Source organism: Collinsella sp. AF19-1LB, assembly GCF_003459655.1.
Classification (GTDB): Bacteria; Actinomycetota; Coriobacteriia; order Coriobacteriales; family Coriobacteriaceae; genus Collinsella.
Window position 1 is genome coordinate 1 of the sequence record NZ_QRWO01000018.1, and the last position, 26905, is coordinate 26905.

Annotated in this window: 29 protein-coding genes and 1 CRISPR repeat array; of the genes, 7 read left to right on the forward strand and 22 right to left on the reverse strand. The window is 56.1% G+C overall.

The features are described from left to right. Positions 1-183: hypothetical protein (locus DWX39_RS11010; protein WP_158561631.1), on the forward strand; the 183-nt coding region annotated here is incomplete at its 5' end. Between the two features lie 61 nt (positions 184-244). Here the strand turns inward: DWX39_RS11010 and DWX39_RS06400 are convergent. The 8 genes from DWX39_RS06400 to DWX39_RS06435 all read right to left on the reverse strand — a co-directional run bounded on the left by DWX39_RS06400 (position 245) and on the right by DWX39_RS06435 (position 5157). After that, positions 245-721: a DUF86 domain-containing protein gene (locus DWX39_RS06400; protein ID WP_117758893.1), complete on the reverse strand. Its 477-nt coding sequence runs from the start codon at positions 719-721 to the stop codon at positions 245-247. Next, the gene (locus tag DWX39_RS06405; RefSeq protein ID WP_117758894.1) at positions 678-1049 is read right to left on the reverse strand and encodes a nucleotidyltransferase family protein; all 372 of its coding nucleotides are present in this window, start codon (positions 1047-1049) and stop codon (positions 678-680) included. Before DWX39_RS06405 ends, DWX39_RS06400 begins: the two co-directional genes overlap by 44 nt. A gap of 101 nt (positions 1050-1150) precedes the next feature. After that, positions 1151-1504, reverse strand: coding sequence for a nucleotidyltransferase domain-containing protein (locus DWX39_RS06410; protein ID WP_117758895.1), 354 nt, complete (start codon positions 1502-1504; stop codon positions 1151-1153). A gap of 3 nt (positions 1505-1507) precedes the next feature. Then, positions 1508-1849, reverse strand: a complete 342-nt coding sequence (locus DWX39_RS06415; protein WP_117758896.1) for a nucleotidyltransferase family protein — start codon at positions 1847-1849, stop codon at positions 1508-1510. A gap of 56 nt (positions 1850-1905) precedes the next feature. Then, entirely contained in the window at positions 1906-2505 is a 600-nt protein-coding gene (locus DWX39_RS06420; protein WP_117758897.1) for a hypothetical protein, read from the reverse strand. A 1-nt stretch (position 2506) separates the two neighbouring features. Beyond that, the gene (locus tag DWX39_RS06425) at positions 2507-3835 is read right to left on the reverse strand and encodes a hypothetical protein (protein WP_117758898.1); all 1329 of its coding nucleotides are present in this window, start codon (positions 3833-3835) and stop codon (positions 2507-2509) included. 58 nt (positions 3836-3893) lie between these two features. Then, the gene (locus tag DWX39_RS06430; protein WP_117758899.1) at positions 3894-4616 is read right to left on the reverse strand and encodes a hypothetical protein; all 723 of its coding nucleotides are present in this window, start codon (positions 4614-4616) and stop codon (positions 3894-3896) included. A 16-nt stretch (positions 4617-4632) separates the two neighbouring features. Then, positions 4633-5157: a DUF3850 domain-containing protein gene (locus DWX39_RS06435; RefSeq protein WP_117758900.1), complete on the reverse strand. Its 525-nt coding sequence runs from the start codon at positions 5155-5157 to the stop codon at positions 4633-4635. A gap of 198 nt (positions 5158-5355) precedes the next feature. Here DWX39_RS06435 and DWX39_RS06440 point away from each other — a divergent pair, with 198 nt between their 5' ends. Next, entirely contained in the window at positions 5356-6591 is a 1236-nt protein-coding gene (locus DWX39_RS06440; RefSeq protein ID WP_117758901.1) for a hypothetical protein, read from the forward strand. 10 nt (positions 6592-6601) lie between these two features. Here the strand turns inward: DWX39_RS06440 and DWX39_RS06445 are convergent, their stop codons facing one another. From DWX39_RS06445 to DWX39_RS06460, 4 genes are read right to left on the reverse strand one after another with little or no spacing between them, the layout of a single operon-like run. Then, positions 6602-7408 (reverse strand): helix-turn-helix domain-containing protein, encoded by an 807-nt coding sequence (locus tag DWX39_RS06445; protein ID WP_117758902.1) that lies wholly within the window; start codon positions 7406-7408, stop codon positions 6602-6604. Continuing rightward, a complete protein-coding gene (locus DWX39_RS06450; RefSeq protein ID WP_117758903.1) occupies positions 7408-7710 on the reverse strand; it encodes a hypothetical protein in 303 nt (100 codons plus the stop codon). The genes DWX39_RS06445 and DWX39_RS06450 overlap by 1 nt, the downstream gene beginning before the upstream one ends. Before the next feature lie 9 nt (positions 7711-7719). Next, positions 7720-8532, reverse strand: coding sequence for a hypothetical protein (locus DWX39_RS06455; protein WP_117758904.1), 813 nt, complete (start codon positions 8530-8532; stop codon positions 7720-7722). Beyond that, a complete protein-coding gene (locus DWX39_RS06460) occupies positions 8525-9895 on the reverse strand; it encodes a replicative DNA helicase (protein ID WP_158561632.1) in 1371 nt (456 codons plus the stop codon). The genes DWX39_RS06455 and DWX39_RS06460 overlap by 8 nt, the downstream gene beginning before the upstream one ends. A gap of 818 nt (positions 9896-10713) precedes the next feature. Between DWX39_RS06460 and DWX39_RS06465 the strand changes: the two genes are divergently transcribed. The 3 genes from DWX39_RS06465 to DWX39_RS06470 all read left to right on the forward strand — a co-directional run bounded on the left by DWX39_RS06465 (position 10714) and on the right by DWX39_RS06470 (position 13832). Next, a complete protein-coding gene (locus tag DWX39_RS06465) occupies positions 10714-11688 on the forward strand; it encodes a DUF6273 domain-containing protein (RefSeq protein ID WP_147336383.1) in 975 nt (324 codons plus the stop codon). 383 nt (positions 11689-12071) lie between these two features. Beyond that, positions 12072-12209 (forward strand): hypothetical protein, encoded by a 138-nt coding sequence (locus tag DWX39_RS11015; protein ID WP_158561633.1) that lies wholly within the window; start codon positions 12072-12074, stop codon positions 12207-12209. Between the two features lie 717 nt (positions 12210-12926). Then, entirely contained in the window at positions 12927-13832 is a 906-nt protein-coding gene (locus DWX39_RS06470; protein ID WP_117758907.1) for a hypothetical protein, read from the forward strand. Between the two features lie 133 nt (positions 13833-13965). Here DWX39_RS06470 and DWX39_RS06475 read toward each other — a convergent pair whose 3' ends face one another. Next, positions 13966-14250, reverse strand: coding sequence for a type II toxin-antitoxin system RelE/ParE family toxin (locus DWX39_RS06475; RefSeq protein ID WP_117758908.1), 285 nt, complete (start codon positions 14248-14250; stop codon positions 13966-13968). Further along, a complete protein-coding gene (gene relB / locus DWX39_RS06480) occupies positions 14247-14468 on the reverse strand; it encodes a type II toxin-antitoxin system RelB family antitoxin (protein ID WP_233508894.1) in 222 nt (73 codons plus the stop codon). The genes DWX39_RS06475 and relB overlap by 4 nt, the downstream gene beginning before the upstream one ends. Before the next feature lie 67 nt (positions 14469-14535). Next, positions 14536-14963: direct repeats of the CRISPR family, unit length 36 nt; unit sequence GCCCTAGCAGAGTGCCATTCATTGAGATGCTAGAAT. A gap of 323 nt (positions 14964-15286) precedes the next feature. Here relB and cas1 point away from each other — a divergent pair. Further along, a complete protein-coding gene (gene cas1 / locus DWX39_RS06485) occupies positions 15287-16216 on the forward strand; it encodes a type II CRISPR-associated endonuclease Cas1 (protein ID WP_117758910.1) in 930 nt (309 codons plus the stop codon). Next, positions 16213-16539, forward strand: a complete 327-nt coding sequence (gene cas2, locus DWX39_RS06490; RefSeq protein WP_117758911.1) for a CRISPR-associated endonuclease Cas2 — start codon at positions 16213-16215, stop codon at positions 16537-16539. The genes cas1 and cas2 overlap by 4 nt, the downstream gene beginning before the upstream one ends. A 55-nt stretch (positions 16540-16594) precedes the next feature. Here the strand turns inward: cas2 and cas9 are convergent, their stop codons facing one another. The 8 genes from cas9 to DWX39_RS06530 all read right to left on the reverse strand — a co-directional run bounded on the left by cas9 (position 16595) and on the right by DWX39_RS06530 (position 26567). Continuing rightward, positions 16595-19678 (reverse strand): type II CRISPR RNA-guided endonuclease Cas9, encoded by a 3084-nt coding sequence (gene cas9 / locus DWX39_RS06495; RefSeq protein ID WP_199411454.1) that lies wholly within the window; start codon positions 19676-19678, stop codon positions 16595-16597. A 114-nt stretch (positions 19679-19792) separates the two neighbouring features. Then, complete coding sequence (locus DWX39_RS06500) at positions 19793-20398, reverse strand: LemA family protein (protein WP_199411455.1); 606 nt, start codon at positions 20396-20398, stop codon at positions 19793-19795. A 48-nt stretch (positions 20399-20446) separates the two neighbouring features. Beyond that, entirely contained in the window at positions 20447-21286 is an 840-nt protein-coding gene (locus DWX39_RS06505; protein WP_158561634.1) for a YgcG family protein, read from the reverse strand. A gap of 4 nt (positions 21287-21290) precedes the next feature. Further along, complete coding sequence (locus tag DWX39_RS06510) at positions 21291-22847, reverse strand: hypothetical protein (RefSeq protein ID WP_117758913.1); 1557 nt, start codon at positions 22845-22847, stop codon at positions 21291-21293. Beyond that, positions 22837-23259 (reverse strand): hypothetical protein, encoded by a 423-nt coding sequence (locus tag DWX39_RS06515; protein ID WP_117758914.1) that lies wholly within the window; start codon positions 23257-23259, stop codon positions 22837-22839. The genes DWX39_RS06510 and DWX39_RS06515 overlap by 11 nt, the downstream gene beginning before the upstream one ends. 252 nt (positions 23260-23511) lie before the next feature. Beyond that, a complete protein-coding gene (locus DWX39_RS06520) occupies positions 23512-24282 on the reverse strand; it encodes a hypothetical protein (protein WP_117758915.1) in 771 nt (256 codons plus the stop codon). Between the two features lie 9 nt (positions 24283-24291). Then, positions 24292-25908: a relaxase/mobilization nuclease domain-containing protein gene (locus tag DWX39_RS06525; RefSeq protein ID WP_117758916.1), complete on the reverse strand. Its 1617-nt coding sequence runs from the start codon at positions 25906-25908 to the stop codon at positions 24292-24294. Beyond that, a complete protein-coding gene (locus tag DWX39_RS06530) occupies positions 25905-26567 on the reverse strand; it encodes a hypothetical protein (protein WP_147336384.1) in 663 nt (220 codons plus the stop codon). Before DWX39_RS06530 ends, DWX39_RS06525 begins: the two co-directional genes overlap by 4 nt. Positions 26568-26905 lie beyond the last annotated feature (338 nt).

Here is a 26905-nt window from a genome sequence, read left to right on the forward strand (position 1 = left end):
TGCGAAGCGTGGCTCGACGCGGACGAGGCGAACGCTGCGACGGCATCCGAAATTGATGTCTCTGGGCGCTCGTGCTCGCGAGCACGAGCTGGCAGCGCAGTAAAGCTAGCCATGGATACGGTGCGTTACATCCGCTGGAGCGAGGTCGTCTCGGACGGCGTGGTGGGCGTCAGGAGGAAGTAAGTAAAGGGGCCAGAGATATTATCTCTGGCCCCTTATCGTTTTAATGGGTTGATTAGTGCCCTTAAGGGCGATTGCCGTCTTGCGGAATGCGTCCATCAGCACCATCGCCGACAATCGGATCGAGAGCGCCGAAATACCCGAGGATGTCTTCTTCGATGTCCTCCTCAACCACAAGCGTGGACTCATACTCACGGCGGATATCATCGTTTTTGAGGAGGGTCTGCTTGAGCTTGGGAGCCTCCTCGTTGACGACATCCCATACGATATCGTAATCGACATTAGCGTAGACATGCACAATGATGTTTCGCATTCCCCTAATTTGCTGCCATTCGATATCGGGAAAATACCGGCGGCACGTCTCGGGACTGATTTTGGAGACGAGTTCGCCTATTTGCGAAACCGAAATGAGAAAAGAGTCCCTAATGTAGGGGCTGTGTTGCCATAGGCTCTCATCGACATCGAAATAGTCGAGCTTCCCTGCAATATCATCGCATCTAAGCAGCATTTGATGGAATATCTCGATTTCTGGCTCTGTCATATATGAGTCTCCCTTCCGTTTTGAGGTTGTATACGAACCTGTCCGTGGCGCCCTTCAGCTTCACCGTGACATCGACATCCCTTCCGAGCGCCGAGGCAAGTGAGTCGAGCAAGGACAGGTAGTCTGAGGATGCGCAGGTCGAATCGAGGCCGAGGAAAAAATCAACGTCGGACGCATCTGTCTGCTCACCTCGCGAGAACGAGCCAAATAGAACCGCTTTGACCACGCATGGGTAGTCGGAAAACACTGCTCGGGCGCGGCTTGCGGCATCCGCAAGCGTATTCACGGGGATTGATGGGTTCTCGCAATCTTCAACAAGATATTTCAAGGTGGCACCTCCCTTGGTACTATCAGGGTATCAGTTCTATTCTACTTGTTCCCCAACCGTAGGCGGCGAATAGCAGATTTCCGTAGTAATCCTCGTATGCGTTAAACTGTTCCATAGAGAACCACACCATCTCGGTCTACGTCGCATGCGAACTCGTTTCCGGCTTTCAGACCGGCTCTGAACTCATCGACGTTCAGGACGAGAAAGTCCAAGTCGCGAGCGAGTCCCCATAGCTCCCCATCGGCTGCAAGCGAGTATTCCTTAAGCTCACATCCCTCAAGGGCGGAAAGACAGAGAATGTCGTAGTCGCTATATTCATCGGCTTCGCCGCGAGCCCGAGAGCCGTAGGCGATGATGACGATCGGCTCACCAGCGCGCAGGATTCCTTCGATGATGAAGTCGATATCTTCCTGCGAAATCTGAAGGGTGTTTCGCGCCTCTTCAAGTGTTCTCATACTCTATAGCTCCCTACTGTAGATGATGCGTCCTTCTCTATTCAGGTTCTCGATGAAACCGCTCTGGGCTCCGCAGAGAGTCGCCAGCATGTCTACGTCCCGTCCAAGCCTCTCGGCCAAGTCGAGGCCGATGCCGACGACTTCGAAGGCCTTCTTGCTGTCGACCTGGAGAAGCAGGTCGACGTCGGAGGAGCCCGTCTGCTCGCCGCGTACGAAAGAGCCGAACATGGCAGCTTGCTTCACCGAAGGATGGGAGCCGAGTACTTGGCGGACGATTTCCTTGGCCTCGGCGTAGTCCTGAACAGGGGGCGCAGGATTATCGGAATCTTCAACGAGATATTTCAGGGCGGTACCTCATTAAACGGTGGACGTGACAGCATCCTTCGCTGAATCCTATGAAATCACGGCCTGACATAGGCGGCAAATTGGCGGAGCTCGTCATCGTCCATATCGTCGAAGTGCAGCAGCTCCGCCAACGCAGCCCTCTGTTCCATCAGGTACCTGCAGCTCGGAGACTTGGAAATTGTCTCTAAGATGGTCTCGGGAGCAAGAGACGGGAAATCCATGCCTCTGGGGGCAACAAGGGAGATAGGGCCATTCGCTTCAAAATTCTCGGGCGCATGAAGACGGATATCGAAGCCATCGATGGATAACTTGGAAACACCCGCATCCCCTAGACCCCGCAAGACGAGAAAGTCCAACCCGTACGGAACTGCATTACTGTCGATTCCAAGGGCGACGAGCGCGGCCTCGTGGATCGCGACCAAATCGCTTTTATCGATCATCAGTTTCTTGCAAAGGCTCGCCATTATCTCGTTCAGGTGTTCCTTGGTCATTTCGATTCGGGTGAACGACTTTTCGAAGGATTCCCGCTTTCGCTTGAGCTGCTTTCGAAGCCTGTCGATGTTGATGCTTTCAGGTCGCTTGATTTGGTTCCGCTCACAAGCCCATGGATAAAGGTACGTAGCAACATAATCTACACCCCTCCTTGATTCGGTCATCTTACTTGTTGACCCAACCCCAGACGGCTTCGTGGTGGATGGTCTCGGTCCATGCTTCCTGATCGGTTACGGTGACGGTGACCTCCTCATACTTGGGCAGGCATCCGTACTGGAGTCCGTTATCCCAACAATACTCAGAGCAAGCATCTTCGTTATCAAAGAGGGTGCCATCCGTTGCGCGGTATTGGACGCCAACCTTTTTCTTCTGGGTCTCGGTGTGGGTGACGGCGGGGTGGTAGATCTGCTCGTCCCAAGCGGGGGTTACGATTGCCCAGACCTTCTCGGACTCAGCGGGCTTGGAGGGTTTGGAGCTGCCGGATCCCGAGCCGCTGCCGGAGTTGCCGGAGTTGTCGGGCTTGGATGCGGGCTTGTCGGTCTTGTTCGAGCCGGAGGGCTTGGAATCGCCCTTGTTCGAGCTCGAGCCAGAGCCCGAGGACGGCTTCGAGTCATTCTTGTTGGAGCTGGAACTGGAGCCGGAGGGCTTGGATGCGGGCTTGGAATCGCCCTTGCCGGATGAGCCGTTTGCCGCGCCGGCCTGCTGGACGGTGGAGCTGCTGGGTTTGGATACGGGTGCGCTGACCGTGCTGGCGTTCGGGTTCTCGCGCTTGGCCTCGATGAGTTTCTTGGCGGCGGCACGCTCCTCCTCGGGGAGATTTTCGATTGCCGCGTCCACTGCCGCATCGTCGGTCATGTCGACCTTGGTGAGGCTCACCTTGACCGAGGCTCCCTTGCCCTCGACGACGAAATCAACCGCGTCCGGCACCAGCCAGGTGGTCTTGCCGTCCTTGGCGGTGGGGATAGAGGTGACGTTCAGGGCGTAGGCACCCTTCGGTAGGTCGACGGAAGCCTCCTTGCCCGGCTTGATATCCCCCTTGGCGGCGGACTCGCCGTCGGCATCGACGATCTCGTAGGAGAACTCGCCGTCCCCCTCGCTCCAGCCGTCGGCCGTAAGCGTCACGGATGCGGGATAGGTCTTGGAGTCCTTCTTGCCGACGATGGATGCGACGGGTGCGTTGTCGGGGATGTTCACGGCCTCGTGGTTCAGCGATAGGCCGATGCCGAGTGCCGCGACGATGGCGAGCGCTACGCCGCCTGCTACGAGCTTGCGCTTCAGGCCACTCGGACGCCTGGGTGTCTGGGAGTCATCGGCGGTAGCGTCCAGGTCGGGTGCCACGGCATCTTCCAGGTCTTTGGCAAGCGGAAGCTCGGTGGTGACATCTGCGGCGATGGGGTTATCGGGGGTATCCATGAGTTGGGTTTCCTCGTTATCGGCGTTGAGATTGTCGGAGCTGTCGGGGTTGATGTTCTCGGGATTCATGTCGGTGTTCATGGCAGTTTCCAATCTGGTCTAGATATCAAGTGATTATAGGCTTCTGCGGGGACAGGGCTTAGATGATGGCCATGTCGTGGCTGATCGGGCTGTACTGGTAATGGGGCAGGAAGTACTTGAGCGGCAGGCAGCGGCCGTAGGCCAAGCGGTACGACAGGGCTGCACGCTTGTAATGGCGGACGATGAAAGCGTGGTCCTCCTTCAGGCGCTCTACGCGGGCCTTGACGACCTCGTCCTTCAGGAACAGCTCTTGCGGCATCTGGATCATCTCGTAGTGGTCGAGGGAGGCATATTTGTAAGGCTTTCCGGCAAGACGGGTCGCACCCGCCAGGGTCTCGACTGCGCTGATGTAGGCGTGATTCTCCGTGATGAACGCGAAGCCGTGCTTGTCAGGCGAGGAGACGGGGCAGCATTTAATCGTCTTGGTCATGCGCTCCTTGCGCGTCAGATCGGATCTCTTCATCCAGACGGTGGGCATGTGGAGGTCGTTGCCGTCTTCGCCGTAGAGTTTCACGAGAATCTCGCGGCGGTACATCACGCGGTTCACCATGATGCAGAAATCCTCGATCTTCTTGGGCATGTGGCGGCGCCCATGCCTGTAGGCGTACTTGATGGAGCTACGGTCGAAGCGCCACCAAGCATTCGGGTTCGTCTTCGCGTTCCATACATTGAATGCGCGGAAGTGCAGCATCCGCTTGCAGACCATGAAGTAGATATAGGCGAACAGAAGGATGCCGGCCACGTTATAGGGGTCGGAGAGGAAGAGGGTGATGGCTTGCATGGGGCACTCCTTGAAGTCAGCAGCCGCGCGGTCGCTCTGTGCTGGACGCCGCCTCGGTGGCTACCTCGGCGATGCTGTCAAGACTGGGCTGGGCGTGACGTTTCGTATACGGGGAATCATAACCCTGGGGATAGGCGGTGTCGAAGAGATCTGCGTAGGCGTCGAGCGGATTCTCAACTTTCTGCCCGTTGTTGGCCATCCTATCGATCTCGGAACGGAGGGTGTCCATGATGGCTTTCTCGCGGATGAGTTCCAATGAGAGCGTCACATAGCCCTCCTTCAGCCCCTTGCCGTACATGGCGAAGGTGACCCTGTAGAATCGATTCTGGAGCGCCTCGCGCTCGTCATCGGTGGTCATGGAAAACTGGACATCCGAGGACTGCATCGGCAGCACGCTAAAGCGTAGGTAGTCCCCCGTGTTGTAGCCGCGTCCGTTCAGGCGCGTTATCGCCTTGAGGCGACCATCCATCAAAGGGGCCACGAACTGTTCGCGCATATTGACCGTATGCAGCCGGATTTTCGGCTTATTGAAATCTGACATTGTCAATCTCCTGTCCGATGCGTCTTGGGGAAACGCATCTATCTATCGATTACGACTCTTATGATAACAAAAGTATATCACCCCGTCAATATGGATAAGGATTATCGGCCGGCCGTTTGACTTCTTTCGTCCCGTCCGCCTCGATTTCGCGTTCGGTAGATACCTTGATAAATAGATTTGCGATATTAGGGAGGCATCATGCCGAAAAACGATAGCCAGAACACCACTCTGCTCGGCGGATTCGACTTTCTGAAGAAACTCGGATTGGGTCGCGTGAAGAGAATCGATCCGGTCGATTCCGATCTGCAGACCGTGCAAAAGGGACAAGTCATCGGCATCGTCTCGAAAGACCGAAAGGATAAAATCGAGAAGACGGTCATCAATATCCCCTACTCGAGTGTCATCTCCTCCACGGCTGCGGTGCGTCGAGACGGGACACCCGTGACGAGCCGATATGGACAGGAGATGTCGCGAATCGTGATCCGCCTGCCGCGCAAGATGGAGCTGGATGGCTACAGCATGGACGGGCTTCGGGTCGAGATCATCAATCCCGACAAGTACCTCGAGCGGGCGGAGAAGACGGGTATCCTCCAGGCCTCCTTCAACGACTCGCGACCCTTGAAGCTCAGCGGCTTCAAGGACGGTCGCGCCATCGAGCTGACCGTGGGGCAGGATAAAATCGGGACTTTCGTCTCGAACCTCGAGAAATGCTGCGAAGAGCTCATCAACATCCCGAAGAGTAAGGATGCAAAGACATTTGATAGAGATGCCGATGTGCCCGCGGCCTCGGCGAGTCGGAAACCTGAAAAGCTGGCGGTCGCGAGCGCATTGGGTGCGACCCGGGCCGATGAGAAGAAGACCGATCCGGGCAAGACGCCCTTCAATGGGCAATATCTCGGAACCAGGAAGATCGATAAGGATGTCGCGTTCGACAATCCGAAGGTCATCATCCCGTACGGCAACATCGTCGACAGCGAGACCATGACCGATAAGGACGGTAAGACGAAAACCAATCAATACGGTCAGGTGCTCAATTCGGTTACCTTCTCGGTGCCTCATGGCGTCGCGGTCGATGGCTACGGTCTCGGCGGCTTTACCGCCAAGGTGGTCGTAGTAGACAAATACCTCGACCGCGCCGCGAATGAGGGATCTCTCCAGATTATGCTCAATGGAAGGTATGACTTGAAGCTGTCCCGTGACGATGGCGGTAAGAATACCTATGTGACCATCGGGCGAGACAAGATCGGGGAGTTTGCCAAAGCGCTCCGTGAGAAGTCGAACACCGCGCACGAGGACAATAAGAATAATAAGAATAATAAGAAAAAGGAAAAATCTCTTGATGAGATGATGGGCGACAAGAATGAAGAGGCCTCCCTCATGGAGGCAGGTGCCGCGACAAGGGAGGCTACAGATAGAGAAACTGCCGACAGGTAGTGCGTTTTTTCTATCGGTTCAGGGATGGATAGACTTTTTCAAGTTTGGCGATGAGCCCCTTCACGGCTTCAATCGCAGCCGCCGGCGTTGCGTAGACCGACCAGATACCGGAGAGGAACACGGCTCGCTCGGTCGCGAGGTCGAAGGCAGCCTGCTCCTGCTCCGTCTCCAGCTCGATGCCGTCGGGGCCTGAAATGGAGAACGCCACGGCAACCTCCTGATTGGTGGGACCCGTGCAAATCGGGACGGCGTTTACCACCAGCGTGCGCATCGTGTCGCGATCGAGCGACGCGCTTGCGAGGTAGTCCTCGTCCGACAGGTTGGGACTCAGTACGCCGTCCAGTTCGTCCTCGATAAGCGTGATCGCCTTGTCCCTTTGCAGCTTCTGGTCAAGAATGCCATCGCCGTACTTCTTGGCCGCGTCCATCGAGTCGAACCGCTGGGCGAACAGCTCGCAGGCGGTGTCGCCCTCGAGGATTCCCAATTCGAATGAGCCGTCTTCCGCCTGCTCGATGCGGGCGACAAGGGAGCAATCATCCGCCGTGCGGTAGGGCACAATCCCGTCATCAATCCAATTGCCATCGTTCATGTCCGATTCCTTTCGCTTCAGCCCCAGCAGCCAATCCGCTGAGACATCCAGTTCCTTACAGATTTTGTATAGGACGACCGTTCCCGGCAGGCGCTTTCCCTTCACATAGTGCGAGACACTCGCCTGCGTCGCCCCAATCCTTCTGCCCAGCTCGCGCTGAGAGATGCCTTTGGCCGTCAAGGCGCGTTTCAAGCGCCTGTGCAGCCGGTTGGGTTCAATCTCGACCATTAGCTACTCCAAAGAACCTCCTGAGCCTCGTCCAGAAGCGCCGTCATGGCATCCTCCTCCGACTTGTACCCGTCAACGAACTCTTTCATCGGTCCGGCATTCCAATACCCGGAGCGCGTCGTTGAGCGGATATACGGACGCCACACAACGGAACCATCGTCCCGATTCTCCCTCTCGATGAAACCGGTGGTTACCCGCTCGGCGTTACCCGTGAACTTGAAAACCATGTGCCCATAGATGGTCCTCGTCGGTTCGACTAGGACCACTCGGGAACAGCGCGGCGTTTTCTTTTGAATCATCATGTATCTCCTTTATATTATTAGGGGGCGTTTGGCCTGCTCGAGGTAGGCAACGAGACTCCAAGGCTCTTTCATTGCCGCCGCTTGACAGCGCTCCTGACATTCCGCCCATTCCTCGTTATTCATGAGCGCGATACCGACCTGCTCGCCTCGTTTCGTGAGAAACATCAGGTAGCCATCGGTTACCACTTTGCGGGGAACCTCGCAGATGCGGGCTTTCCTCTTGTTGTTCGTCCCGTACATCAGCTGGGACGACAACACCGACCATTCCCCTGCCCCATGTCGGCGCATGCCTTTCGGTCCGTCATAAAGCCTATCCTCGGCGAGGAATACGACGCGGTCGCCTAATGCTACTCCGAAGCCCTCGCCATCCTCTCGCTCTTCCCAGCCCTCTCCTGGGCGCACGGTCAGCTTGTCTGCGAATAGCCAGAGATGGGAATCCACGGGACACCATCTATGCTGCTGTTCGTTGTAAACCTTTACGAACGACATCATGATCCGGTCGATGGGGGCATCCGGGTCATCGGTGGCGAAGCGGACGTCGGTGGCGATGCCGCTCAAGATATGGGCCTTCACCTTAATCGCACCGTCGGAAAAATAGCTCGTTCCGTTGTCTATCGCATCGCGAGTGCTTTCCGATTTGATTCGCAGGTTCTGAAGCGCGATGTTGCGCAGCGCCCACTGATACGCGAGAGCCTCGCGCGGTTTGAGAATCGGACGGTCGAGAAATGCAAAGCCCTCGTCGATGGTCTGTGCATGGGCATCCGATTCAAGGCAGCGACCGATGATCTTGTTCGAGTTGCGCTTGGTCTTCTTCTTACTCATCATGGGCCTCCTTTCTGGGTCCCACCTCGTAAAATTTCGTGCTCGTGGGGACGAACAGCATGTCGATCTCGCCTGTGGGGCCGCTGCGGTTTTTCGCGACCGACAGGATGACCTGCCTTGAACCCGATTTTTCGTCCGTGATTTCGTCCGGGTCGCGTGACAGGAATAGGACCGTGTCCGCGTCCTGCTCGATGGATCCCGACTCGCGAAGATCCGATAGGCGCGGCAGGCCCGGGTGGGCTTCGGCCTGGCGGCTCAACTGCGCCAGCGTGACCACGGGGACGCCCAGCTCCTTGGCGAGCACTTTCAGGCGGCGGCTTATTTCGCCGACCTCGACTGCACGGTTTTGGTACTTGGTGCCATCTGATACGGACGAGATGAGCTGGAGGTAATCGATCACAATCAGCCCGCGCTCTGCGCCGCGCATCATGCGGGCGGCGGTCGCGCGGATGTCCCCTATCGTGACGCTCGCCTTGTCCTCGATCTCGATGTCGTTGCCGGGGATATCGCAGCAGGCGGCCGCGATGGCATCCCATGAAGCCTTGGGAATGGTTCCCATGCGGAAATGGGAAATCGAGACGCCTGACTCAGCGCAGATGATTCTCTGGGCAAGTTCCTTGCCTGACATTTCGAGCGAGAAGATGCCGACCTTCACACCCTGGCGGGCGGCATTGAGCGCGAGGGTGAGAGCGAATGAGGTCTTACCGACGGCCGGCCTCGCGCCGACTACGATCAGCTGGCCTGCTCGCAGCCCTGCCAGCATCTCGTCCAGGGTTGCAAAGCCCGTGTTCACGACGGTGGAGTCCAAGGGGACGCTATCGAGGTTTCTGGCCTCGTCCACGGCTGCGGTGAGGAACGATGAGATGTGCCGATAGGGGCGCATATCGCGGCGCTCGGCCACCTGCGCGATCGAGCCCTCGACCTTCGAGACGAATGCCTTCATATCGGTCGGGGTCTCGTAGGCCTCGGCCTCAATCTCGTTCATCGCCGTCACGAGCGACCTTCGCCTCGAGGCATCGATGAGGCGGTCATATGCGGTCTGCCAGGACAGCAGTGGCATGTCGGACTCGAACATACGCCCGACGGTCTGCTCCCCGCCCGCGGCATCCAGCTCACGGTTGGATCTCAGGTAGTCGAGCAGGGATACGTCGTCAATCGGGTAGTTCGCCTCGTGCATGGCGCGGATGGCGCGGAACAGCGCACGATGGTCAGACTTGACGAAATCATCCTCGAGCAGCATCGGGAGAACGTCCTCGCGAACGTCCTTCGATCGCATGCAGGCCGTCAGGACAATCGTCTCCTGCTGCGGGGCAATGATGGAGCTTGCCGTTTGGGCTTTAGTTTCTTCGGTTTCAGTCGGCATGACGCGCACCATTTTGGAAACGGGATGCACGCGAACCGTATTGATTCTGGGGCATGTTGTCATCTTCCTGTTCTACAAGGCGCTTGGGGTACGCCTTGGTCGATATTAAGTATAACAGAAAGATAATGCGCCGTTAATCCAAAAAAGGAATAACGGCGCACCGAAAGGAGGTCACCAGTAATTGTAATACAAAAAAGACGCTTTCACTGAAAGCGTCTGGGGATTTTGTTTTTGGAATTGCGATTTGAAAAAGGAGATCACCTCCCGGTTGGCGTTCAAAACCAACCGAGAGGATATACTCCGCGAGTGATCCATCCTATGGGATGAATCCTCTTACCCAAACAGAGTGCCATTCATTGGGGTGCTAGAATCCCCTACTCGTTCGGTGTTTTACATAATAGGCGTGATTCCACATATGCGTAATGGGAATCTACGATTCATAAAGTGGCGACAATTGGCGGAGCGAGGGGACGGCTGGGCTTTGAGGCTCAATCGGGGAGAACGGATCCTCCGCAGCGGGAAAGACAGGGCATAAGGGCTATTCCTCAAAATTGAGAAAATTTCGATTTTGAGGAATAGCGGGGGGGGGGTTAGGTTCGACGCATGAGCGCCGGATGAGAGGGATGAAAAGGAGGATGAGAATAATAACAACTAGCCGTACTGCGGGACGCCAAGGAAGGCGTCCCGCTTGCCGTTCGGGAAGTATTAGCTGCGTGTTTTGGGATGCCGCTGCGGCACGTTGAGAGCTGATTGGCCCGCTGCATCGTACGCTCCTGCGTGCAATATCAATTCCCATACGAAGGGAGTGTCGCGTATGCATGCAGCGGCAATTAACCTTCGGGGGGGGGGTATCTCCTAGGAATACCCGTCTCCGAGGCCAATCGATTATCGAGTACGTACTGATTATCGCCCTCATCGGCCTGGTTATCGTGTTCGCGGGGCCGCAGGTCTCCGGCGCCATCAGAAACCAATTCAACCAAGTCACCAACACGGTCGACTCCGGCGCCGACGGGGACAGCTTCATGAGCGCGGAGGAAAAGGCCTACCGCGAGGCGATGAAGACTGTTGCCCAGAAAGAAGCCAAGGACTGGACGCTCGACGAGCAGAAGGCCGCGGCCACCGACATCGCCAAGAACGGCACTTCTTCTGTGGTCTACGCCAAGGCCAAGGCCGCCATGGATGCCGGCACTAAGTTTTCGATGAAGCTGACGAACGGCAAGATGATGCAATATCGCATCATCGGCATCAACCACGATGACTTGGCCGACGGTAGCGGCAAGGCGGGCCTGACGTTCCTCACTACCTCGACGACCATCAGCTCCCGTATGAACGCCACGAGCACAAACGCCGGCGGCTGGGAGAAGTCGGAGCTTCGCCAGAAGATGAACTCCGGCGAGATTTGGAAACTCATGCCGTCCGACCTCCAGTCGAAGGTAAAGTCCGTCACCAAGCTCACGAACAATGTCGGCGGTGCCGAAAAGAATGCCGCCGTCACGGCGACCTCCGACAAGCTGTTCCTGCTCAGCTACTCCGAGATGGTCCCCACCTCCTACTGGGCATCCAGCTATCCCTGGACTTCCTCCGAGGGTACCCAGTACGAGGCGTTCAAGGGCAAGGTGACGAATAACTATTCGGCCAATGAATCCCTGAAGATTGGTAGCAATTGGTGGGAGCGTTCGGTGGTTCCTAACACCCTTTCCACGTCCTTTCTCTTTGTCCATGACAACGGTCAGCCATCGTCCTTTGGCGGCGCTCCGGACGTCATCAATGTCTGCCCCGCCTGGTGCTTCTAATCCCAGCTGTTAAGCCCGTACCTCCCCGCACGAGCTTTCTTTTGGCGATGCTGTTCTAGTGATGACGGGGCGGCAATATGCTCTTCTTGATTCGGTTGCCGAAGTTGGAATTCGTAAGATATGATGCCAAATGAAAGCGGCGCTTCCGTATGTTGTATCGAGAGTACGGGAGTGTCGCTTTCGGCTATATCGTCCTGTTTTCGATGGTTTCCGTCGAGCTTTGAACTATAACGGCTGCCGCTCCACAGGCGTCAACCGTTCAATCCGAGCCAAAAATAAGGCCGGGGTTGCAGCCCGGCCTTTGCAAGTTGAAATCCGCATCGCCCGCGTAATCGGTTAGCCACCTGCGCGGGGTCCGCTTCTTTCAACCAGAATTCTACTCGGTGGTGCGGCTCTCATGCAAGCACTCCAACGTTTCCATCGAGTGGTGCAGCCACCTCGTGGTGAGCTTGCTGTCGGGGTTCTACCGAAAGTACCGCAGCCTAGCGGCCTACTACCCCATCGAGCTTCCCAAGGAGTAAGCAAGGTCGTTGCGAATACGCACCTGGCTTGCCTTAGCCGTGAATGAGGGACGATTTTATTGCTGGCCGATTCTGTGGAAGCAGACACAGGAAAGAGGGCTTAAATCGGCCCTCATTCGGTTTTTTGGGGGGGGGTGCGGATGCCCCTCCCCCGCTTTCGGGTATTGACTCGATTCATAACGAGCCTAGAATGAAATCAATTGCGGTGGAAGCCTTTGGGCGACACCTGGAGGGGGCTGATGCGTCGGCCCCCTTTTCTTTTGGAGGTTTTTTCGGATATTCCTGAAAAAACCTAGGGAGCGGGATCGGGTCTATATTTCTATACCCCTTAGGCGGTTCAGTCGGGCATCGAGCCAGCAGTACGCATCCTATCCGGCCAGGGTATATCTTCTCAAAAAAATGTGCTCGGATGGCGAAGGGAGAAAGAGATAGCCCGGCTGGCACCGAGCTATCAATTCGACTGCACCTGCGTTGCCCGCGTTCCGAAAGTGTGACTACCTGAGGAGCGGGTTTCGCGGCACAACCTGATAGTAGCATTCGATTAGCCATCTTCGCAAACTATCAGTCTATCTTCTAGTCTATGTTTCGGCAGGATACTGAGCGTCCTGCCATTGAGCGGTCAACATGCTCGGCCAATTCTATTTCTGTCCCACGGTCTCTTCGCGAGCCGTCTGCCCGACAAACTGATAGGCAGGCAAGACAGCTTTAGGAGGCGCCATGGGAAAAGACAAGCACGTCATCTGGACGAACGATTCTTCGACTCGAGAAAGCGAGAAGAAGTACATTAAGGGTGACTGGATCAATGAGGTCCGCGCTAAACTCGGTTTGGGCGACTCGAATGAGACTTGGGTTCCATCGAGCCTTGTTGGCGCCGTCAAAGAGGCGGCCATCGATGCCGCCATCGAAAAGGCAGTCAGTCGCGATGAGAAAACCATCAATTTCGTCGAGGCCTATCGCGAGTTCGCCCAGAAGGAGAACATCGAAAATATCATCGATGAGCGGTTCTATGACGAGTTGGACGAGCGAGTCTATGAGGACAATTCCGACTGGCGAGACTGCGAGGTTGCGAACCTTTCAGGTATCGATATACATAAGTCCATCCCTCTCATCAAAGACGGTGACGATGGGTACAGATTTCTCGATGAGTACAACCCATATCAAATAATTGGAGCTATCAACGACGCCGGCGATCTGATTGAGGCTCTCTATAAAAAGATGAACGGAGACACTATCGAGTTGTCGGTCAAGGACGGAGAATTGATCGTAAGCGAGTCCGTGGGATACGTCGGCGCGATGGAAGACCATATCGTCAAGCTCGTCGATGCGAATTTCGTAAACGAGATCGAAAATCTCAGTGGCGATGAGGTGGACAATCTCTACAGCGAAAACGGGTTCAGCACGAAGACCGCGATCAGTGATGTAATCGTAGCCCTTGCGGAAAAGCAAGGTCATTTGCAGGACATCGTGCCTGCAATTTGCGAGGTCTATGGCTGGGCGGTCGGCAATGCGGAATCACAGGAGGCCGGCGAGTCGCTCGATGAGATCTGCGATGCGAAGAGCGCCGAGGCGGAGTTCGAGCAGGAGGACTGCGAGGAGATTTCTGGCGAGCAGGATAGAGGTTAGGAATTTCGGTGCCGTGCCGTGCCGTGCTGGGGAGTTCTTTAGGGGCTCCCCTTTTTGTTGTGCGGAGAGATGTCTCAGACAACCGCAAGCGGGCAGTTTGGCACCGCTTGCGGTTGTCTTGGCCTCGCGATGGTTACAGCCGCGGCATGTTCTTGTAGACACCCTGGCGGTGGCCGACTCTCACGACCTCGATGACGGCCTTTCCGTCTTCAATCCTTCCTAGGATGCGGTAGACGCCGACGCGCCAGCGCCAACCGGAATCGGTTCCCTGAAGCTGTTTTCCGTTCGGTGCGCGGCGCGGGTCGTCGCACCCGTCTAGGTTCTCCTGAACCCAAGACAAGATAATGAGGCGCTGTTTCTTCGGGATGTTGAGAAGTTGCTTGGTCGCCGCCTTTGACCACACGACGCTGAAGCTCATTCGGCCTCCATGGCCATGCGCAGGACCTCATCCATCGAGTAGCGGGTGCCGTTATCTTCCGCCAGCGCCTCGTTGTATGCCTTGATGTCGGCCGCCTCCTCGACCTTGTCGAGGGCGGCGCTCCTCACAAACTCGGAAAAGGACATGCCGAGAACGCTCGCATAGGACTGGATCCAGTCCTTCTCGCCCTCATCGAATCTGATAGCTGTTGCACTCATGGCCATGGCCACTCCAATCAAAGTATTACAATGTAGTACGATGATTATACCCATTGCTTAGGGCAAAATCATTGTGAAGTGCCATTTGCTGAGATGCTAGAATAGCAGCAGCACCGACCGTCATGGCCCGCCCTAGCAGAGTGCCATTCATTGAGATGCTAGAATGGAAAAGTAAGGAAACGGGAAAATCATTGAGCCCTAGCAGAGTGCCATTCATTGAGATGCTAGAATCTCTGAGCTCATCGGGGCTATTCGTAAGTCGCCCTAGCAGAGTGCCATTCATTGAGATGCTAGAATAGGGAAAACGCCGGGTACAGGGGGCGCGTAGCCCTAGCAGAGTGCCATTCATTGAGATGCTAGAATCTTTCATTGTGCCAGTAAGGAGCACAATGAGCCCTAGCAGAGTGCCATTCATTGAGATGCTAGAATTGGTGGTCTTGAGCTCAGTAGACATAAAAAGCCCTAGCAGAGTGCCATTCATTGAGATGCTAGAATACCCTCTGCCGAAAAAGCCCCTTTAGCAGGGGCTTTTTCATTTTCAAATTTTGTAAAACGATATTTGGCACCCATAAATGCCTTTCAAGAAGGCCGTTTTTCAGGGAAATATCAGCGGAATACAGCTTCGAATTATCGTTTTTTCGGATGATAATCGCCATTCCGCTCCGGCCTTCCTTCCCTGTTTTTGGAAAAATGCTCAATCAAATATGGTGCATTGGTGAATAAAACCTGCCAATTCGGCAATAACAATATCGATTAGTTGTCTACATACGTAAAGACCCCGTCCATATCTCATAAGATACCAGAAAACGGAGCCACCTATGTTATTGACGGTTACGATCAGCACTCCAAAGTACCTTTGCGTTCAGGACAATAACCTTGTCATCAAGGAACGCCATGAGGATAAAGTCCTCGATAAAATACCTCTATCCGACATCTGGGTCATCATAATCGATAACCCCCAAGTTTCGATCACGGCTTCTCTTATGGGGCAAGTCAATGATGAAGGTATTGGCATTCTTTTCTGCGGCTCCAACCATATGCCCAACGGTCTGGCACTCCCGATAGGCGCACATTCAAGGCATGCGGAAATCGTGGAGCATCAGCTCACCATCTCGAAACCGCTCAGAAACCAGCTCTGGGCAAAAATCGTCCGCAGGAAAATTGAGAATCAGGCGCGTTGTCTTGAGTTATGCGGTGGGGATCAATCTGATGTCAAAAGACTCCTCGGATATGCCAGGGATGTTCGAAGCAACGACAAGACCCAAATGGAGAGCGCCGCTGCGGGTGCATACTTCCCCAAACTACTTCCCTATGGAACGCGCAGGGAAGGCCCCATGACCGCGCCGCTGGATTTCGGCTATGCAATTTTGAGATCTGGTATCGCGCAGTGCGCGGTATCACACGGTTGGCTCGTTTCGCGCGGTATCCATCACCACAATGCCGAAAACGCTTTCAATCTGGTTGATGACCTTATCGAACCGTTCCGAGCCGCCGTCGATCTTCTGGTGGTCAAGGAGAACATCTTGGGTCCTCTATCGAGGATGAACAAGGATACCCTGACGAAGGTCACGTCGGTTATCGTCTTGGTGGACGGTAAGGAGATGCCCATTCAGATGGCTATCGACGTCTATTGTGAATCCCTGAGAAGGGCGGTCGAGCTGAAGGATTCGGATCAGCTCCTGCTGCCCACACTTATCGGTTTGGAAATGGCTACACCGGACAGTCTGAGAACGAGAGGCAGGCTATGAGAATCATGAGACTCTTGGTGATGTTCGATCTCCCCACGAAGACGAAATCCAACAAGGATGCCTACATCAAGTTCAGGCGTTTTCTGGAAGATGATGGCTATATCAGGGAGCAGAACAGCATCTACTCGCGGAATCTCCTCAGCAGGGCATCTGCTGAGACCCATACGGAGCAGCTTAGGAAAAACCTCCCGCCGGCGGGTCATGTCGTGGCGATGCAGTTCACCGAGAAGCAGTACGTTGACAGGGAGATTCTCGTCAACACCGGAACCTCGAACTCCGGCGGGAATGAGACACCCGGAACGCAGCTCTTCTTGACGTTTTAGTAAGAAGGGGAAGGCGCTTCAGCGCACTCCCCTTCTTAAGACTGTCTGTTATCGGCTAGCAACTGGCCGCTCGATCGGTGAGGAATTCGAGCCAGCAGAGGCCTAAGCAATCCTCTTGCATAATCTTCAGCCCGTCATTCCACTTTGACAGGGTCGGGAACCTCTCGGCCGCGAGCGGGCCAGTTTTCTGGAAGGAAATTTCCCCTCTTGCGTAATACATCTTTACTGTGTTGACGGAAATGTCGTAGGAATGCAAACGACCCACCAGGCCGTCCTGTGCCAAAACGTCTCCCGGCTTCAAAAATAGTGTCTGTTCGTCTCCAGTCAGTGGAATCTTCTCCCAGTAGTCGATTGAGAGGTCTTTCGAGAACTTCCTGATGAACGGTTTTTCCGCCTTTCGCCTTTGTACATCGATGTAGTAAAGGGGGTCTAGAAGCCAACGTGAGGTCGATTCGTTATAAACGGCAAGCAAGCCGTACTGTCCATCGTAGGCTCTGGCAGTCCCTTTGCCATCCTTCCATGCGGTAGTGCAGGGGCCCAATGCGCCCTTTTTCTTCTTGATGAGGTCTTTGCCCTTCTCGTCGACTCCCCTGTAGGAATAGGCGTTCTCCTTGAACAGCGCTCCCGTGGCAGTGCGGGTCGGTGAATAGGTCGGCACGATGCACGGAATCCACGCATCGACTTGATTTTTGAACTCGGGATAGGGCAATGAGCGGTTCAACAGGCGGTCGGCATCTCGGTGCGTGGCGTGTTCCTCGCTGATGAGGGCGATGCTCTTGACGACCGAGGGCGTGCAGGCGGCAATCACCGCGGCGTCGACGGCATGATGGCGGTCATCGTCTCGGTCCTTCTTACCATCCTCATCGAGGATTCCGATACGCCAAACTCGGCGCATGAGACCCGTCGCCGCGCCCGAGACGCAGAAGACGTGTCTGCGCCCGTCATCGGGAAATGGAAGGCAGTCGGTGAGCCATTTCGCGACATCCTTGGACATGTAACGGGTGTCGTTCAGGTTTCGGCTGATGAAGGTATCGAGGTTATTCGTGAAGTTCTCTTCCTTCAACTTCGCGAGCTTCGAAGAATAGTAGTGCTTCGGGTCCTTGCCTTTTGCCCAGACATTCATACGAATGCAGAACTCGTCCCAGTTCGGCGCGGTCGGCTCGCCCGAGGTCATCCACTCGTAGGGCGTGCGGTTCGCCTTGTCGCGGTTCGATTTCGTCAGGACGAGAACGTTGTTGGTCTTCGAGTTGTCGCAGGAACGGGAGAACGGAAGGACGTGGTCGATCTCGACATAGTCCTTTTCCGTCAGCATGCGACCGAAGTCAATCCCCTGCCCCGTGTAGGGGTCCTTTCCGCCCTGCTCGTTATAGAGCCGAACCTTCTCTAAATCCCTGCCCTTCACGTGGGCGGAATCGGGAAGACCGAAGAATTGAACGATATCGTCCTTGGCTTTCTCGTTTGTCCTTCGGTTGAAGATGTTCCCGCTCGTGATGATTTTCTTCTCGTGCTCAGTGTGCTTCAGGTCGTTTGCCACCTCGACGCGAATCGTGTCGGGTAGACCATAATGCCTGATAATCGAGTTGATGATTCGGCGCAGCTGGGCGCAGGAACGCAGGACAACTGGGTTGGTGCAGATTGGGGAATAGCTCGAATAGGGTTTCAGGAAACCATTATCGGGCGCGTTGCGCTTGGCTGCGAGTGCCTCACGTGCGTCATACAGCCCCGTTGCGACCTCGGCATCGTAAAGGCGCTCGATCTTCGTGTCCTCGAACGCATCACGGAGCATCCGGAGCGCCTTCAAGCTCGTCGAGCCGTATCCGGTGAACAGCTTCGAGCCATAGGGCAGCTCGAGAAGCGCATCCATGTCCTCTTTCGTAAACCCGTCGGTGCGCTCGGCGATACGGGTGGCGAAAGATTCGGATGAGGATGCAAACGTTGCGGCGGCGCATACCTCATCGGCGAGGTCGATATCATCGTGCAGGCGATTGAGCAGGGCTGGGTTCAGGGCATGGAGTGTCGAGCAGAGCGCGTTCCATGCGGGAATCTTCACGCAGGCATCTTTCGCCTCGTCGGATTGGCGGATGCCGGCGAACGTGGCGGTATCGGCAAGGTCGAGCTTCTTGCGCAGCTGCGACCATTTCAGCGGCTTTGGATTCTTGGAGACCTTGAACAGCTCGTGGACTATCTGGTTGCGCACTGCAGGCGCAATCTGCGTAGCGGGACCGCCGATATGCTCAATCTTGACGTTCGCGAGCGTCTGGTAGGCACGGACCATCTCGGACGAGATGGATGATTTCGGTCCGCGCTTGACCGGCTCGCCGAGGTAGGTGCAGTAACCGACCTTGGAGTAGATAATCCGGTCGCGTTTGGTCGTATCCGTAAGCCAGCGCAGGGCGACGAGATACTCCCCTTCAAGCGATTCGGTGGCAAGTTCGTTTCCCAGCTCGCGCTGATGGCGGAAAATGGTATGAACCTCGTCCACCACCATGTCGATATCGATGGTATGGGAGTAGTCATTTTGGCGGTTGCGGATTTTCGTCTGCGTTATGAGGTATTGGGCGAACGTCTCGTAGCCGTTCGCTTCCATAATCTCGGCGTTGGCTTCCAGGGCCTTCTTCACCTTGCCGGCATCCTTGTCGTTGTCGGCTTTGCCATGATCGATATAGCCGCGGCGGGAGGCGAAGCCGTAGAGGATACGGGCGAGCTCGCGGCAGGAAAGAACCTCACTCAGGCCCTTCACGCGCAGTTGGATGTTGTCCCGTTCGCCCTTGCGTACGGAGAACCATTCGGCGTCCGCGCCCTCGGGAATGACGCCGTGCGCTATCAGAATCTCGCGGATATGCTTCTTCCTCGCCGCGCGGCGGGCGATGTTACGGCGCTGCGACCTCGCCTGACGCCTCGTAGATGCAAGACTCGTCTGGTCTTTCGGATTTCTCGGGCAATCGAACAGATGGGTTGCCATGAGGACGATCTCTTGGTTCAGTCCGTCCATGAGGCAGATTCCGATATCGGCGATTCCCATGTCGATGCCGAGAACCAACTTGCGGGGCTTGGAGCTGAATTGCTCGCGCGACATCAGGGCCGTCTTGACAAGCTCGGGGTCGAATCCGCTCTCGCGTGGGTCTGCGAATGCTGCCATATTCACTTCCTGTCTTCTTGAAGCGCTTGGGGAACGCTTGCCGGTACATCAATAATAGTATAGCCTCCCGTAACGGCGGAAGGCTATATCAAGGTAAGGTTTTACGGCCGAATATCAATTGAAATCGACAACGGGGACGTTTGCCGCGGACGGTGCGGCTTTGTATTGGGCAACGCTGTCGAAACCGAAGGGTTTTGCGATGAGGTTCATCGGGAAAGAGGTCACCTTCCTGTTGTAGCCCGCAACGTCATCGATGTAGCGCTTGCGCTCGACCGAGATTCGGTTCTCCGAACCCTCGAGTTGCGTCATCAGGGTCTTCACCTGCTCGGAGGAGGCAAGTTCGGGATAGTTCTCCTTGACGGCGTTCAGAAGAACGGTTGTCTGGGCGTTCAGCTCGTCGTCTGCGGCGAGTTTTTCCGCCTGGGTGTCGGATGTCTCGAACTGCTTGCGGCTTTCGGCGATCGACTTGAAGATCTCCTGCTCGTTTTGCATTTCGCCCTTCACGGATGCGACGAGGTTCGGGATGAGGTCAGCACGGCGCTGCATCACGTTCTCTACTTGCGCCCAGTCGGCATCGACGGTCTGCCGTGAGGCATTCAGGGAGTTATACATCCCGCCGCCGATTGCCATCCCCAAGAAGAGGATTACGACGATGGCAAATGCCGCCACCATCCACGGCTTCAGCTTCGGTGTTCCGGGTCGATTGTCTTTGGATTCCATTTCGTGTCTCCTGTTCTGTGAATTACTGTTGCGATGCTGGACGGATTGTTACCAGCTGCCCGAAGCGCCCCCGCCACCGAAATGGCCGCCGCCTGACCGGTGGGAAGAGTGTGAAGAGCGATAAGAGGATGAGCTGTGCGAGTGATCTGTGCGGGAGGAGGAATCGCTGACATAATTCGAGTTGCGCGGATTTGGCATCGCAATCGCCAACACGATGATGCCGATAAAGAGGATCCACGCAATCACGGTCGCGGCCAAATCGGGCTGTTCCTCATCTTGTGCGTTATCGTTGAAATAGGTACCGCCATCGATGTCGGGTTGAATTGCGTTTGCCACGTCCCGCGCGAGGTCTTTCACGCCGGCTTTGATGTCGCGGTCTCGGTAATAGCCGTGGGCGCTGTCGAGAATCTTCGCGCAGACCGAATCCGTCAGCCTGTCCTCGAGACCGTATCCGACCTCAAGCCTATCCTGGCGGGTGTTTTTCACGAACGTGTAGAGTACGCCGTTGTCCTTTTCGGAATCACCCGCGCCGATACGCTGCGCCTGCTCAATCGAATAGTCCTCGATAGTCTGAGCTAGCGGCAGGCTGTCGATAGTCACTACGTAGAGCTGTGCGCCATCTGCTTGGCTCTCCAGCGTCTCGTTTAGCTGCGTCAGGGTGTCGGCAACGGATGAGTCCAGGACATCGGCACCATCGTACACATAGGGTGAATCGGGCGTGAAAGACGGCTGACTCGCAGAACTTGCCGCAATAGATGACCACGCCGTAGCGGCGAGGATAATCGCCAAGAAAGCAATCAGAAATGTTTTCCAATGCCTGCGTAAAAAAGAGGACCTGCGAATCGGAAATTCATCGCCCTCCGAGTAAGTCCAGACTTTGATCTTCACTTCCCTACCTCGCATCCTTCAGCAGGGTCAGGGTGTCGGTGGAATCAATGGTTTGCAGGTTCAATTTAGTTGCGTACCAAGGCGCCGATGCGGTCGAGACGATGTAATAGTCGAAATCGCCGGAAGCGAGGTAGGACAGCCTTGCTTTCTTGGATTGCATGCCGTCCACGTAGTCACGGTATGGGGAGACGACTCCCGCCGCACCCTTATCGTCCCAGAGCTCGGGTCGCAGGTCGAAGGGAACTTTCATCCCCTCCCACTCCAGGTAGTTGTATATGACGGGATCCTCGGCGTATACGACGGGGTCGTAGATGCCGCTTTCGGCAATCTCCTTCACAAGGGAATTTGCCGAGCGTTCGGAGGTCTGCCAGCAGGACTGTCCGCCGTTCGCGGCACAGACACAGCAGTTCGCAACAAGCGGGCCGATTGCGGCAAGGAGGGCAATCAAGGCAGCAGTTTTTGCCGCATGGTGCGATTTAGATGCGGAAGGGTCTTCGATTCCCGTCAGCAGGCTCGCGAAGGCGAGGGCGGATGCAACCGAGAAGATCCAGACGTTTCGCCAATGGAGCATCGTCGCGACCAAGGCGGCGATGAGGATGACCAGCAGCGGGGCATCGATCCGTTTGCGCCAGATGGCGGCGGCAAGTGCTGTGGGAATGAAGCCGACCGCGAAGAAAACGACGCAGAACCCGTTCGTCGCCTCGAAGGCGGGCTTCATCTCCGATATCACATTTCCGTAAGATGCAGCACCCATCGAGTCGATCACGTAGCGGACGCCATCGACGCCGTACGGGTTCACGAAAGCGGCGAGAAGCATCGCAGGCAGGGCGATGGTTAGCGGGAAGATCTCGGCCAGCATCTCATCGGGAGTGGTGGTTTTGAATTCGGATAGGTCACGGGGCAAAAGGAAGCACCCAGCGAGGAAGACATCTAGGAACCACATGGCCGATTGCATGTTCACGTGCAGTATGGTGATCGCGGGCAGGGCGATGAGATAGCGCCAGTCGCCGGTACGCTTCCAACGAGTGCAGACACCGACAGTCAAGCACATGCATGCCATCGACCATGCCGTAGGACGGACTGAGATGTAGATTCCCGCCCCGAAAAGGGCTAGGCCGATGCAGAACAGCAGGCGGGGCAAAGTCAGGCGTTTATCGCCGAATCCTTGGATTGCAAAGGCCAGCGCGAGGGCAACGACGGCGGAGAGGAGGACCTGATAGAGTATCGTGCCGGCATATCCTGCCAGGGTATACGAACCGTATAGCAGCACATCGTGGAGCCACTGCTGGACGACAATCGGCCTGTAGGACGCCAATGACCAAGGGTTGGTGTACGGGATGCCGTTCTCGACGATTTGCTTTCCCGTTCCGAGCAGGAACCAACCATCAGAGTCATACGATCCGTTTCCCTGCATGAGAAAGCCTGCAGTAGACATGACGCAGGCAAGCAGAATGAGGAACAGGCGGTCGCGCTTCCCGTCTTGCATGAAAGGCAGCAGGAAGACGCGCAGAACGGGGATGCGGAACGGCAGGGCGAGCTGGGTGTCACGTTCAGTCGGCATTCTGCTCCTCCTCCAGGGGCATTCGGACAATCTGCACGCCCGAGCCGCGACGACAGCGGATAGACGAGCCATCCTCGAAGCGGACTATCGGGGCGCGGCCGGTCGCGGTCGATTCGATTTCGATTGAGTTGACGTAGAGCTTCGCCCCATCGGGGAGACGCAGCTTCATGTCTGGGACAATCACGATTCCATCGTCGGTCTGGGGCAGCTCAATCAACCCGCGGTCAACGGCTTCCAGAAGCGTCGAGGCGGTCTTTGCGTTCGCCTTCGCCTCGGAGTCCTCGTAGTAGTACTGGCTGCGGAGCTCTCCGTAAGCCGCGAGGAAATCATCGACGGCTTCCTCGAGCTCCGTCGTGTCGATCTGCCTGCGAAGCCGAGAGATGGCCTCGCTTACCTTGACCGCCGCCTTCATCGAGACCGCCTCGACCAGGCGCTCATCTGGTTTTCCGTCTGGGTGTCGTTACGCTTCCGCAAACCTGTCATCTCCTGTCAGAACGTGCGGAGAGACGGTCCGAGTCATACCGAGTCAGTCAAGCGTAATCAAATTGGAATAGATAGCCGTGCCTCGCACGGTCGGGCGGTATATTCGTCTCTCCTGTTTCATGGCGCTTGGGGTTACGCCAGCACATTCAAAATATCATGAATCCGACGGCTGTGGCAAATGTCAGACATCGAACAGAGAGTCCTCATCGTCATCGAATCCGTCATCATCATCGTCCACGGCGAAATGCTTCCCGAGGGATGGGTTAGAGGTTGAATCGGAAGGTTCGGGGGCGGCGGAATCGGAAGGATATTCCGAGTCCTCTCCATCATCCGATTCGATAAGTTCTGCACCGACTATTCCCTCGGCGTTCTTCGCCTCGTCCAGCTGAATCTCCTTGTATGCGTCGAGCGGGTAGCCAATAAGGTCGCAAATCTCTTCTTCGCTCATCAAGGGGTTAGCCTTCTTCATATACTTGAAGACGAACACCGCCTGGGAATTCATCGAAGTGACGTTACTGTCCGTGTAGGAAAGCACGCGCTGAGCCTCGAACCTCGCCCCGTTGATGAGCCAATCGCCCGTACCCTGCCGCCAAAGGGCATCCACCGTCCCGTTCGCACGCTGCACGATGATGCGGGAAATCTGTTTGATGCCTTCGCGGGAGCAGAGGAGCACGGAGGTCCCCAAGCGCCTCGATGCAGAGGTGAGGCTGACGGGGTCCCCTTTTGAATCCGTGAGACCTGGAATATCGACGCGCTGTCCCTGGGGCGTTGCGTCATACCAATAGAAATCAAGTCTCAGACCAACCTCGTTTACGAGGTCGAGCCGTAGGTCAAGCTCGGTCATGACGTTTCGGGCTGTCTTGTCGCCCGCACTCATGGCGTTGGTGGCGGTGAAGGCGCTCGTGTCGAACTCCTTCATGCGTCCGTTCTTGTACTCGATAGCAATAATCATGCCTACTCCTTAGTGATGTTTGGTTTTCTGAATCTCGGTCGCATCTTCCTGATGCTGAGAATTGCCGGAATTGGAGGAAGTGCCTGTTGGGTTGTTTGCGGCAAGACCGCCGTAGCCCTTCGCGTCGCGTACATCCGCCATCGCATCAAGGATCTCCTCCTCGGTCATCTTCTTGCGACGGCCATCACCGGTCGCGGAAGACTTGGGGTACTCGATGCCGAGCGAGCTGGCATGGGAAGACGGATACTCAACGTTAGAACCGCGAACTGTGCGGTCGCGCGGAGCGGCATCATTTTGCTCAATGGTCGTTTTCAGGCGTCCCATGAGTTCCGCTCCCTCACGGGTGCATGGCGTTGCCGCCTTGGCGATGGCCATCGCAGCGGAGCGCTCGTCCTCGTTCATCCAGCGCTCGCGACTGACGAGTCCTTGAGCTTTTTGACGTTGGCTAGCGTATTTTTCTGCCATCGTCTGCTCTATCGATATTGCGGAATACTGCTTGCCCAACGTTGAGCCTTTGACTTTTCTGGATTCGGGGTCACTTGGATGGTGATAGACGATATCGCCGTTACGGTTGTAGTTGACCTTGATGCCGAGTTCGGCGAGCTTCGATGCGAAATCGACAGGGCCTTTGGAAACGCGCATCGCGACGTCCACGCGGTCTCGGATATCATCCTTCCAAGACCAGCCTTCACGAGTTTCGATTTGCCGCTCCGCCATGGTATCGGAGTCTCCGAATCCACGCGGGACAACAAGACGCATGGCGCGGCCGTCATCGGTCCTCATGGTTGTGTACGAAAGACCGGTGAACTTGTCGGAATTGGTTGAGTCGGGCTTACCGTCACTTGGCCGTCGGCTGGCGGTCAAGCTGTCCGTATATGTCTCGGGAATCAATTTTTCGACCGAACGACGCTCATCCAACTGCTGCTGCATGGCCTCGCCAAAGTCTTCAACTTTGGCACCCTTCGCCTCGTTTGCAAGGACGTTATCGAGCGCCGCCATGGCTCGGTCGAGCCTCTTGCCGCGGGAAACTTTCAAGCCCTTTTCGTCCATTTCAGCCTGAGTGTATGACTTGCCATCGGTGGCGAAGGCGTGCCAGCCTCGTTCAAGCGACATGGTTTGCAAGTCAGCTCGCATCGCCTGGACAACCTTAGTCGTAAGAAGACCGGAGATGCGGCGCTTGGTCTCGAGCTCAGTGTTGTTGATGACGATGTGCGCGTGCAGGATGCCCTGTTTTCCTTCGGCCTCGCGGGCGGTGTTGTCATCGTGATAGGCGATGGCCACCTCGAAGCGCCCGATGCCCTCCCCTTCAGGGCCGCGCGAGTCGAACCATTTGGAAGCCCACTCGTTCACGAAGTCGCGGAAGTCATCGAGCTCTACGCCATTGTCCTTTTCGTCGAGCGAGATAATCATGTGCTCGTAAGTACGAACCTTGGTGTCCTTTTTGACCGGCACGTCGTTGCCGAAAATCTCGCGAGTTCGGTCCATCACTTTCGCCCAGTCGCGGCCTTTCCAGTCGCGATCGGTGAGGTTCAGGAAATCCTTGTCCAGGGCGCGGTCGTTCTTGAATAGATAGTAGCGAATCCATTTGACTGAGCTATGACCGGAGAGGGGCTTCATATAGGTCATGAGTCATCGCCGTCCTCAAATTGGTCGGGTCGGGGTGTGCCGTGTTTTTTGCCGCGAACTCGTCGGCGGCGCTCGGGTTCGGTTTTATTGACAGGGGCCTCGGTTTGAACCAAGCCGATAGCAGTCAGGTTGACGGACGGTTTGGCGGACAGGGCCTCGACATCGGATGCGAGAGTCTTGAGGCGCTCATAGATCGCCTTGTTCTGCTTTGAGAGGCGCTCATAGAGCTCAACAATCTCCGTTCGCTCATCCTGCGAGAGGGCGCGATGGTTGCCGTACTTCTTGATGATGCGATTTAAGGCACGGACTGCCTGGTTGTAGTTGACGCCGATGGCGCGGACCTCGTTGGAGATTGATTCGAGCATGCTGTCGGTAATGGCTTGGATTGCCAAACTTTCAGTTTGGTTGCCGGAGAGCGCGAGGGCTAGGCCTGGGCCGAGCGGACGGGTGAGCGATTCGGAGCCTGGAGTGGCATGGCGGATGGATGTCAGGTCGAGGGTCACCGGGAGGGCAACTAGGGTGCGAAGGTAGTCGCTTCGGCTGGCGTTGAGGGCATCGGCCCGGGCGTCGAGGGCGGTCAGGTCTGCGGTCGGTAGGCGGACTGTGATGCGGCGAGTTACGGGCTGGGCAGCATTTGGGGTCGGCGAGATGGCTGACATTTCGGTGTGCGTCCGTTCGGGTTGCGGCCGAACTGGCGGGGCGTAGGGTGACGTGTCGACCGGCATTTGGATGGCGGTGGGGGCAATGTCTGACAAATTTGGGCTGACGGTTTCTAGGGTTTCTCGATCTGTCGAAATGTCTGACATTTCGTATCTCCTTAACTACGGCCGATGGTGAGCTTCGCGAGCAGGCCGTCCGTCAAGCGGATCTAAATGTCTGACAGCCTGTCTGACATTTCGCTTGACGGGAGCGAGCGGAGCGACGCGATTACAGGCCGCTAGCGGCCCCAGCTGCGGCTTTGCCGCAGGTTCAATGTCTGACATTTCTAATGTCTGAC

Coding starts and splice junctions, on each gene's coding strand:
- DWX39_RS06400 (WP_117758893.1), bottom strand. CDS start 721: ATGACAGAGCCAGAAATCGAGATATTCCATCAAATGCTGCTTAGATGC.
- DWX39_RS06410 (WP_117758895.1), bottom strand. CDS start 1,504: ATGAGAACACTTGAAGAGGCGCGAAACACCCTTCAGATTTCGCAGGAA.
- DWX39_RS06420 (WP_117758897.1), bottom strand. CDS start 2,505: ATGACCGAATCAAGGAGGGGTGTAGATTATGTTGCTACGTACCTTTAT.
- DWX39_RS06425 (WP_117758898.1), bottom strand. CDS start 3,835: ATGAACACCGACATGAATCCCGAGAACATCAACCCCGACAGCTCCGAC.
- DWX39_RS06430 (WP_117758899.1), bottom strand. CDS start 4,616: ATGCAAGCCATCACCCTCTTCCTCTCCGACCCCTATAACGTGGCCGGC.
- DWX39_RS06435 (WP_117758900.1), bottom strand. CDS start 5,157: ATGTCAGATTTCAATAAGCCGAAAATCCGGCTGCATACGGTCAATATG.
- DWX39_RS06440 (WP_117758901.1), top strand. CDS start 5,356: ATGCCGAAAAACGATAGCCAGAACACCACTCTGCTCGGCGGATTCGAC.
- DWX39_RS06445 (WP_117758902.1), bottom strand. CDS start 7,408: ATGGTCGAGATTGAACCCAACCGGCTGCACAGGCGCTTGAAACGCGCC.
- DWX39_RS06450 (WP_117758903.1), bottom strand. CDS start 7,710: ATGATGATTCAAAAGAAAACGCCGCGCTGTTCCCGAGTGGTCCTAGTC.
- DWX39_RS06455 (WP_117758904.1), bottom strand. CDS start 8,532: ATGAGTAAGAAGAAGACCAAGCGCAACTCGAACAAGATCATCGGTCGC.
- DWX39_RS06460 (WP_158561632.1), bottom strand. CDS start 9,895: ATGCCGACTGAAACCGAAGAAACTAAAGCCCAAACGGCAAGCTCCATC.
- DWX39_RS06465 (WP_147336383.1), top strand. CDS start 10,714: ATGCAGCGGCAATTAACCTTCGGGGGGGGGGTATCTCCTAGGAATACC.
- DWX39_RS06470 (WP_117758907.1), top strand. CDS start 12,927: ATGGGAAAAGACAAGCACGTCATCTGGACGAACGATTCTTCGACTCGA.
- DWX39_RS06475 (WP_117758908.1), bottom strand. CDS start 14,250: ATGAGCTTCAGCGTCGTGTGGTCAAAGGCGGCGACCAAGCAACTTCTC.
- relB (WP_233508894.1), bottom strand. CDS start 14,468: ATGAGTGCAACAGCTATCAGATTCGATGAGGGCGAGAAGGACTGGATC.
- cas1 (WP_117758910.1), top strand. CDS start 15,287: ATGTTATTGACGGTTACGATCAGCACTCCAAAGTACCTTTGCGTTCAG.
- cas2 (WP_117758911.1), top strand. CDS start 16,213: ATGAGAATCATGAGACTCTTGGTGATGTTCGATCTCCCCACGAAGACG.
- cas9 (WP_199411454.1), bottom strand. CDS start 19,678: ATGGCAGCATTCGCAGACCCACGCGAGAGCGGATTCGACCCCGAGCTT.
- DWX39_RS06500 (WP_199411455.1), bottom strand. CDS start 20,398: ATGGAATCCAAAGACAATCGACCCGGAACACCGAAGCTGAAGCCGTGG.
- DWX39_RS06510 (WP_117758913.1), bottom strand. CDS start 22,847: ATGCCGACTGAACGTGACACCCAGCTCGCCCTGCCGTTCCGCATCCCC.
- DWX39_RS06515 (WP_117758914.1), bottom strand. CDS start 23,259: ATGAAGGCGGCGGTCAAGGTAAGCGAGGCCATCTCTCGGCTTCGCAGG.
- DWX39_RS06520 (WP_117758915.1), bottom strand. CDS start 24,282: ATGATTATTGCTATCGAGTACAAGAACGGACGCATGAAGGAGTTCGAC.
- DWX39_RS06525 (WP_117758916.1), bottom strand. CDS start 25,908: ATGACCTATATGAAGCCCCTCTCCGGTCATAGCTCAGTCAAATGGATT.
- DWX39_RS06530 (WP_147336384.1), bottom strand. CDS start 26,567: ATGTCAGCCATCTCGCCGACCCCAAATGCTGCCCAGCCCGTAACTCGC.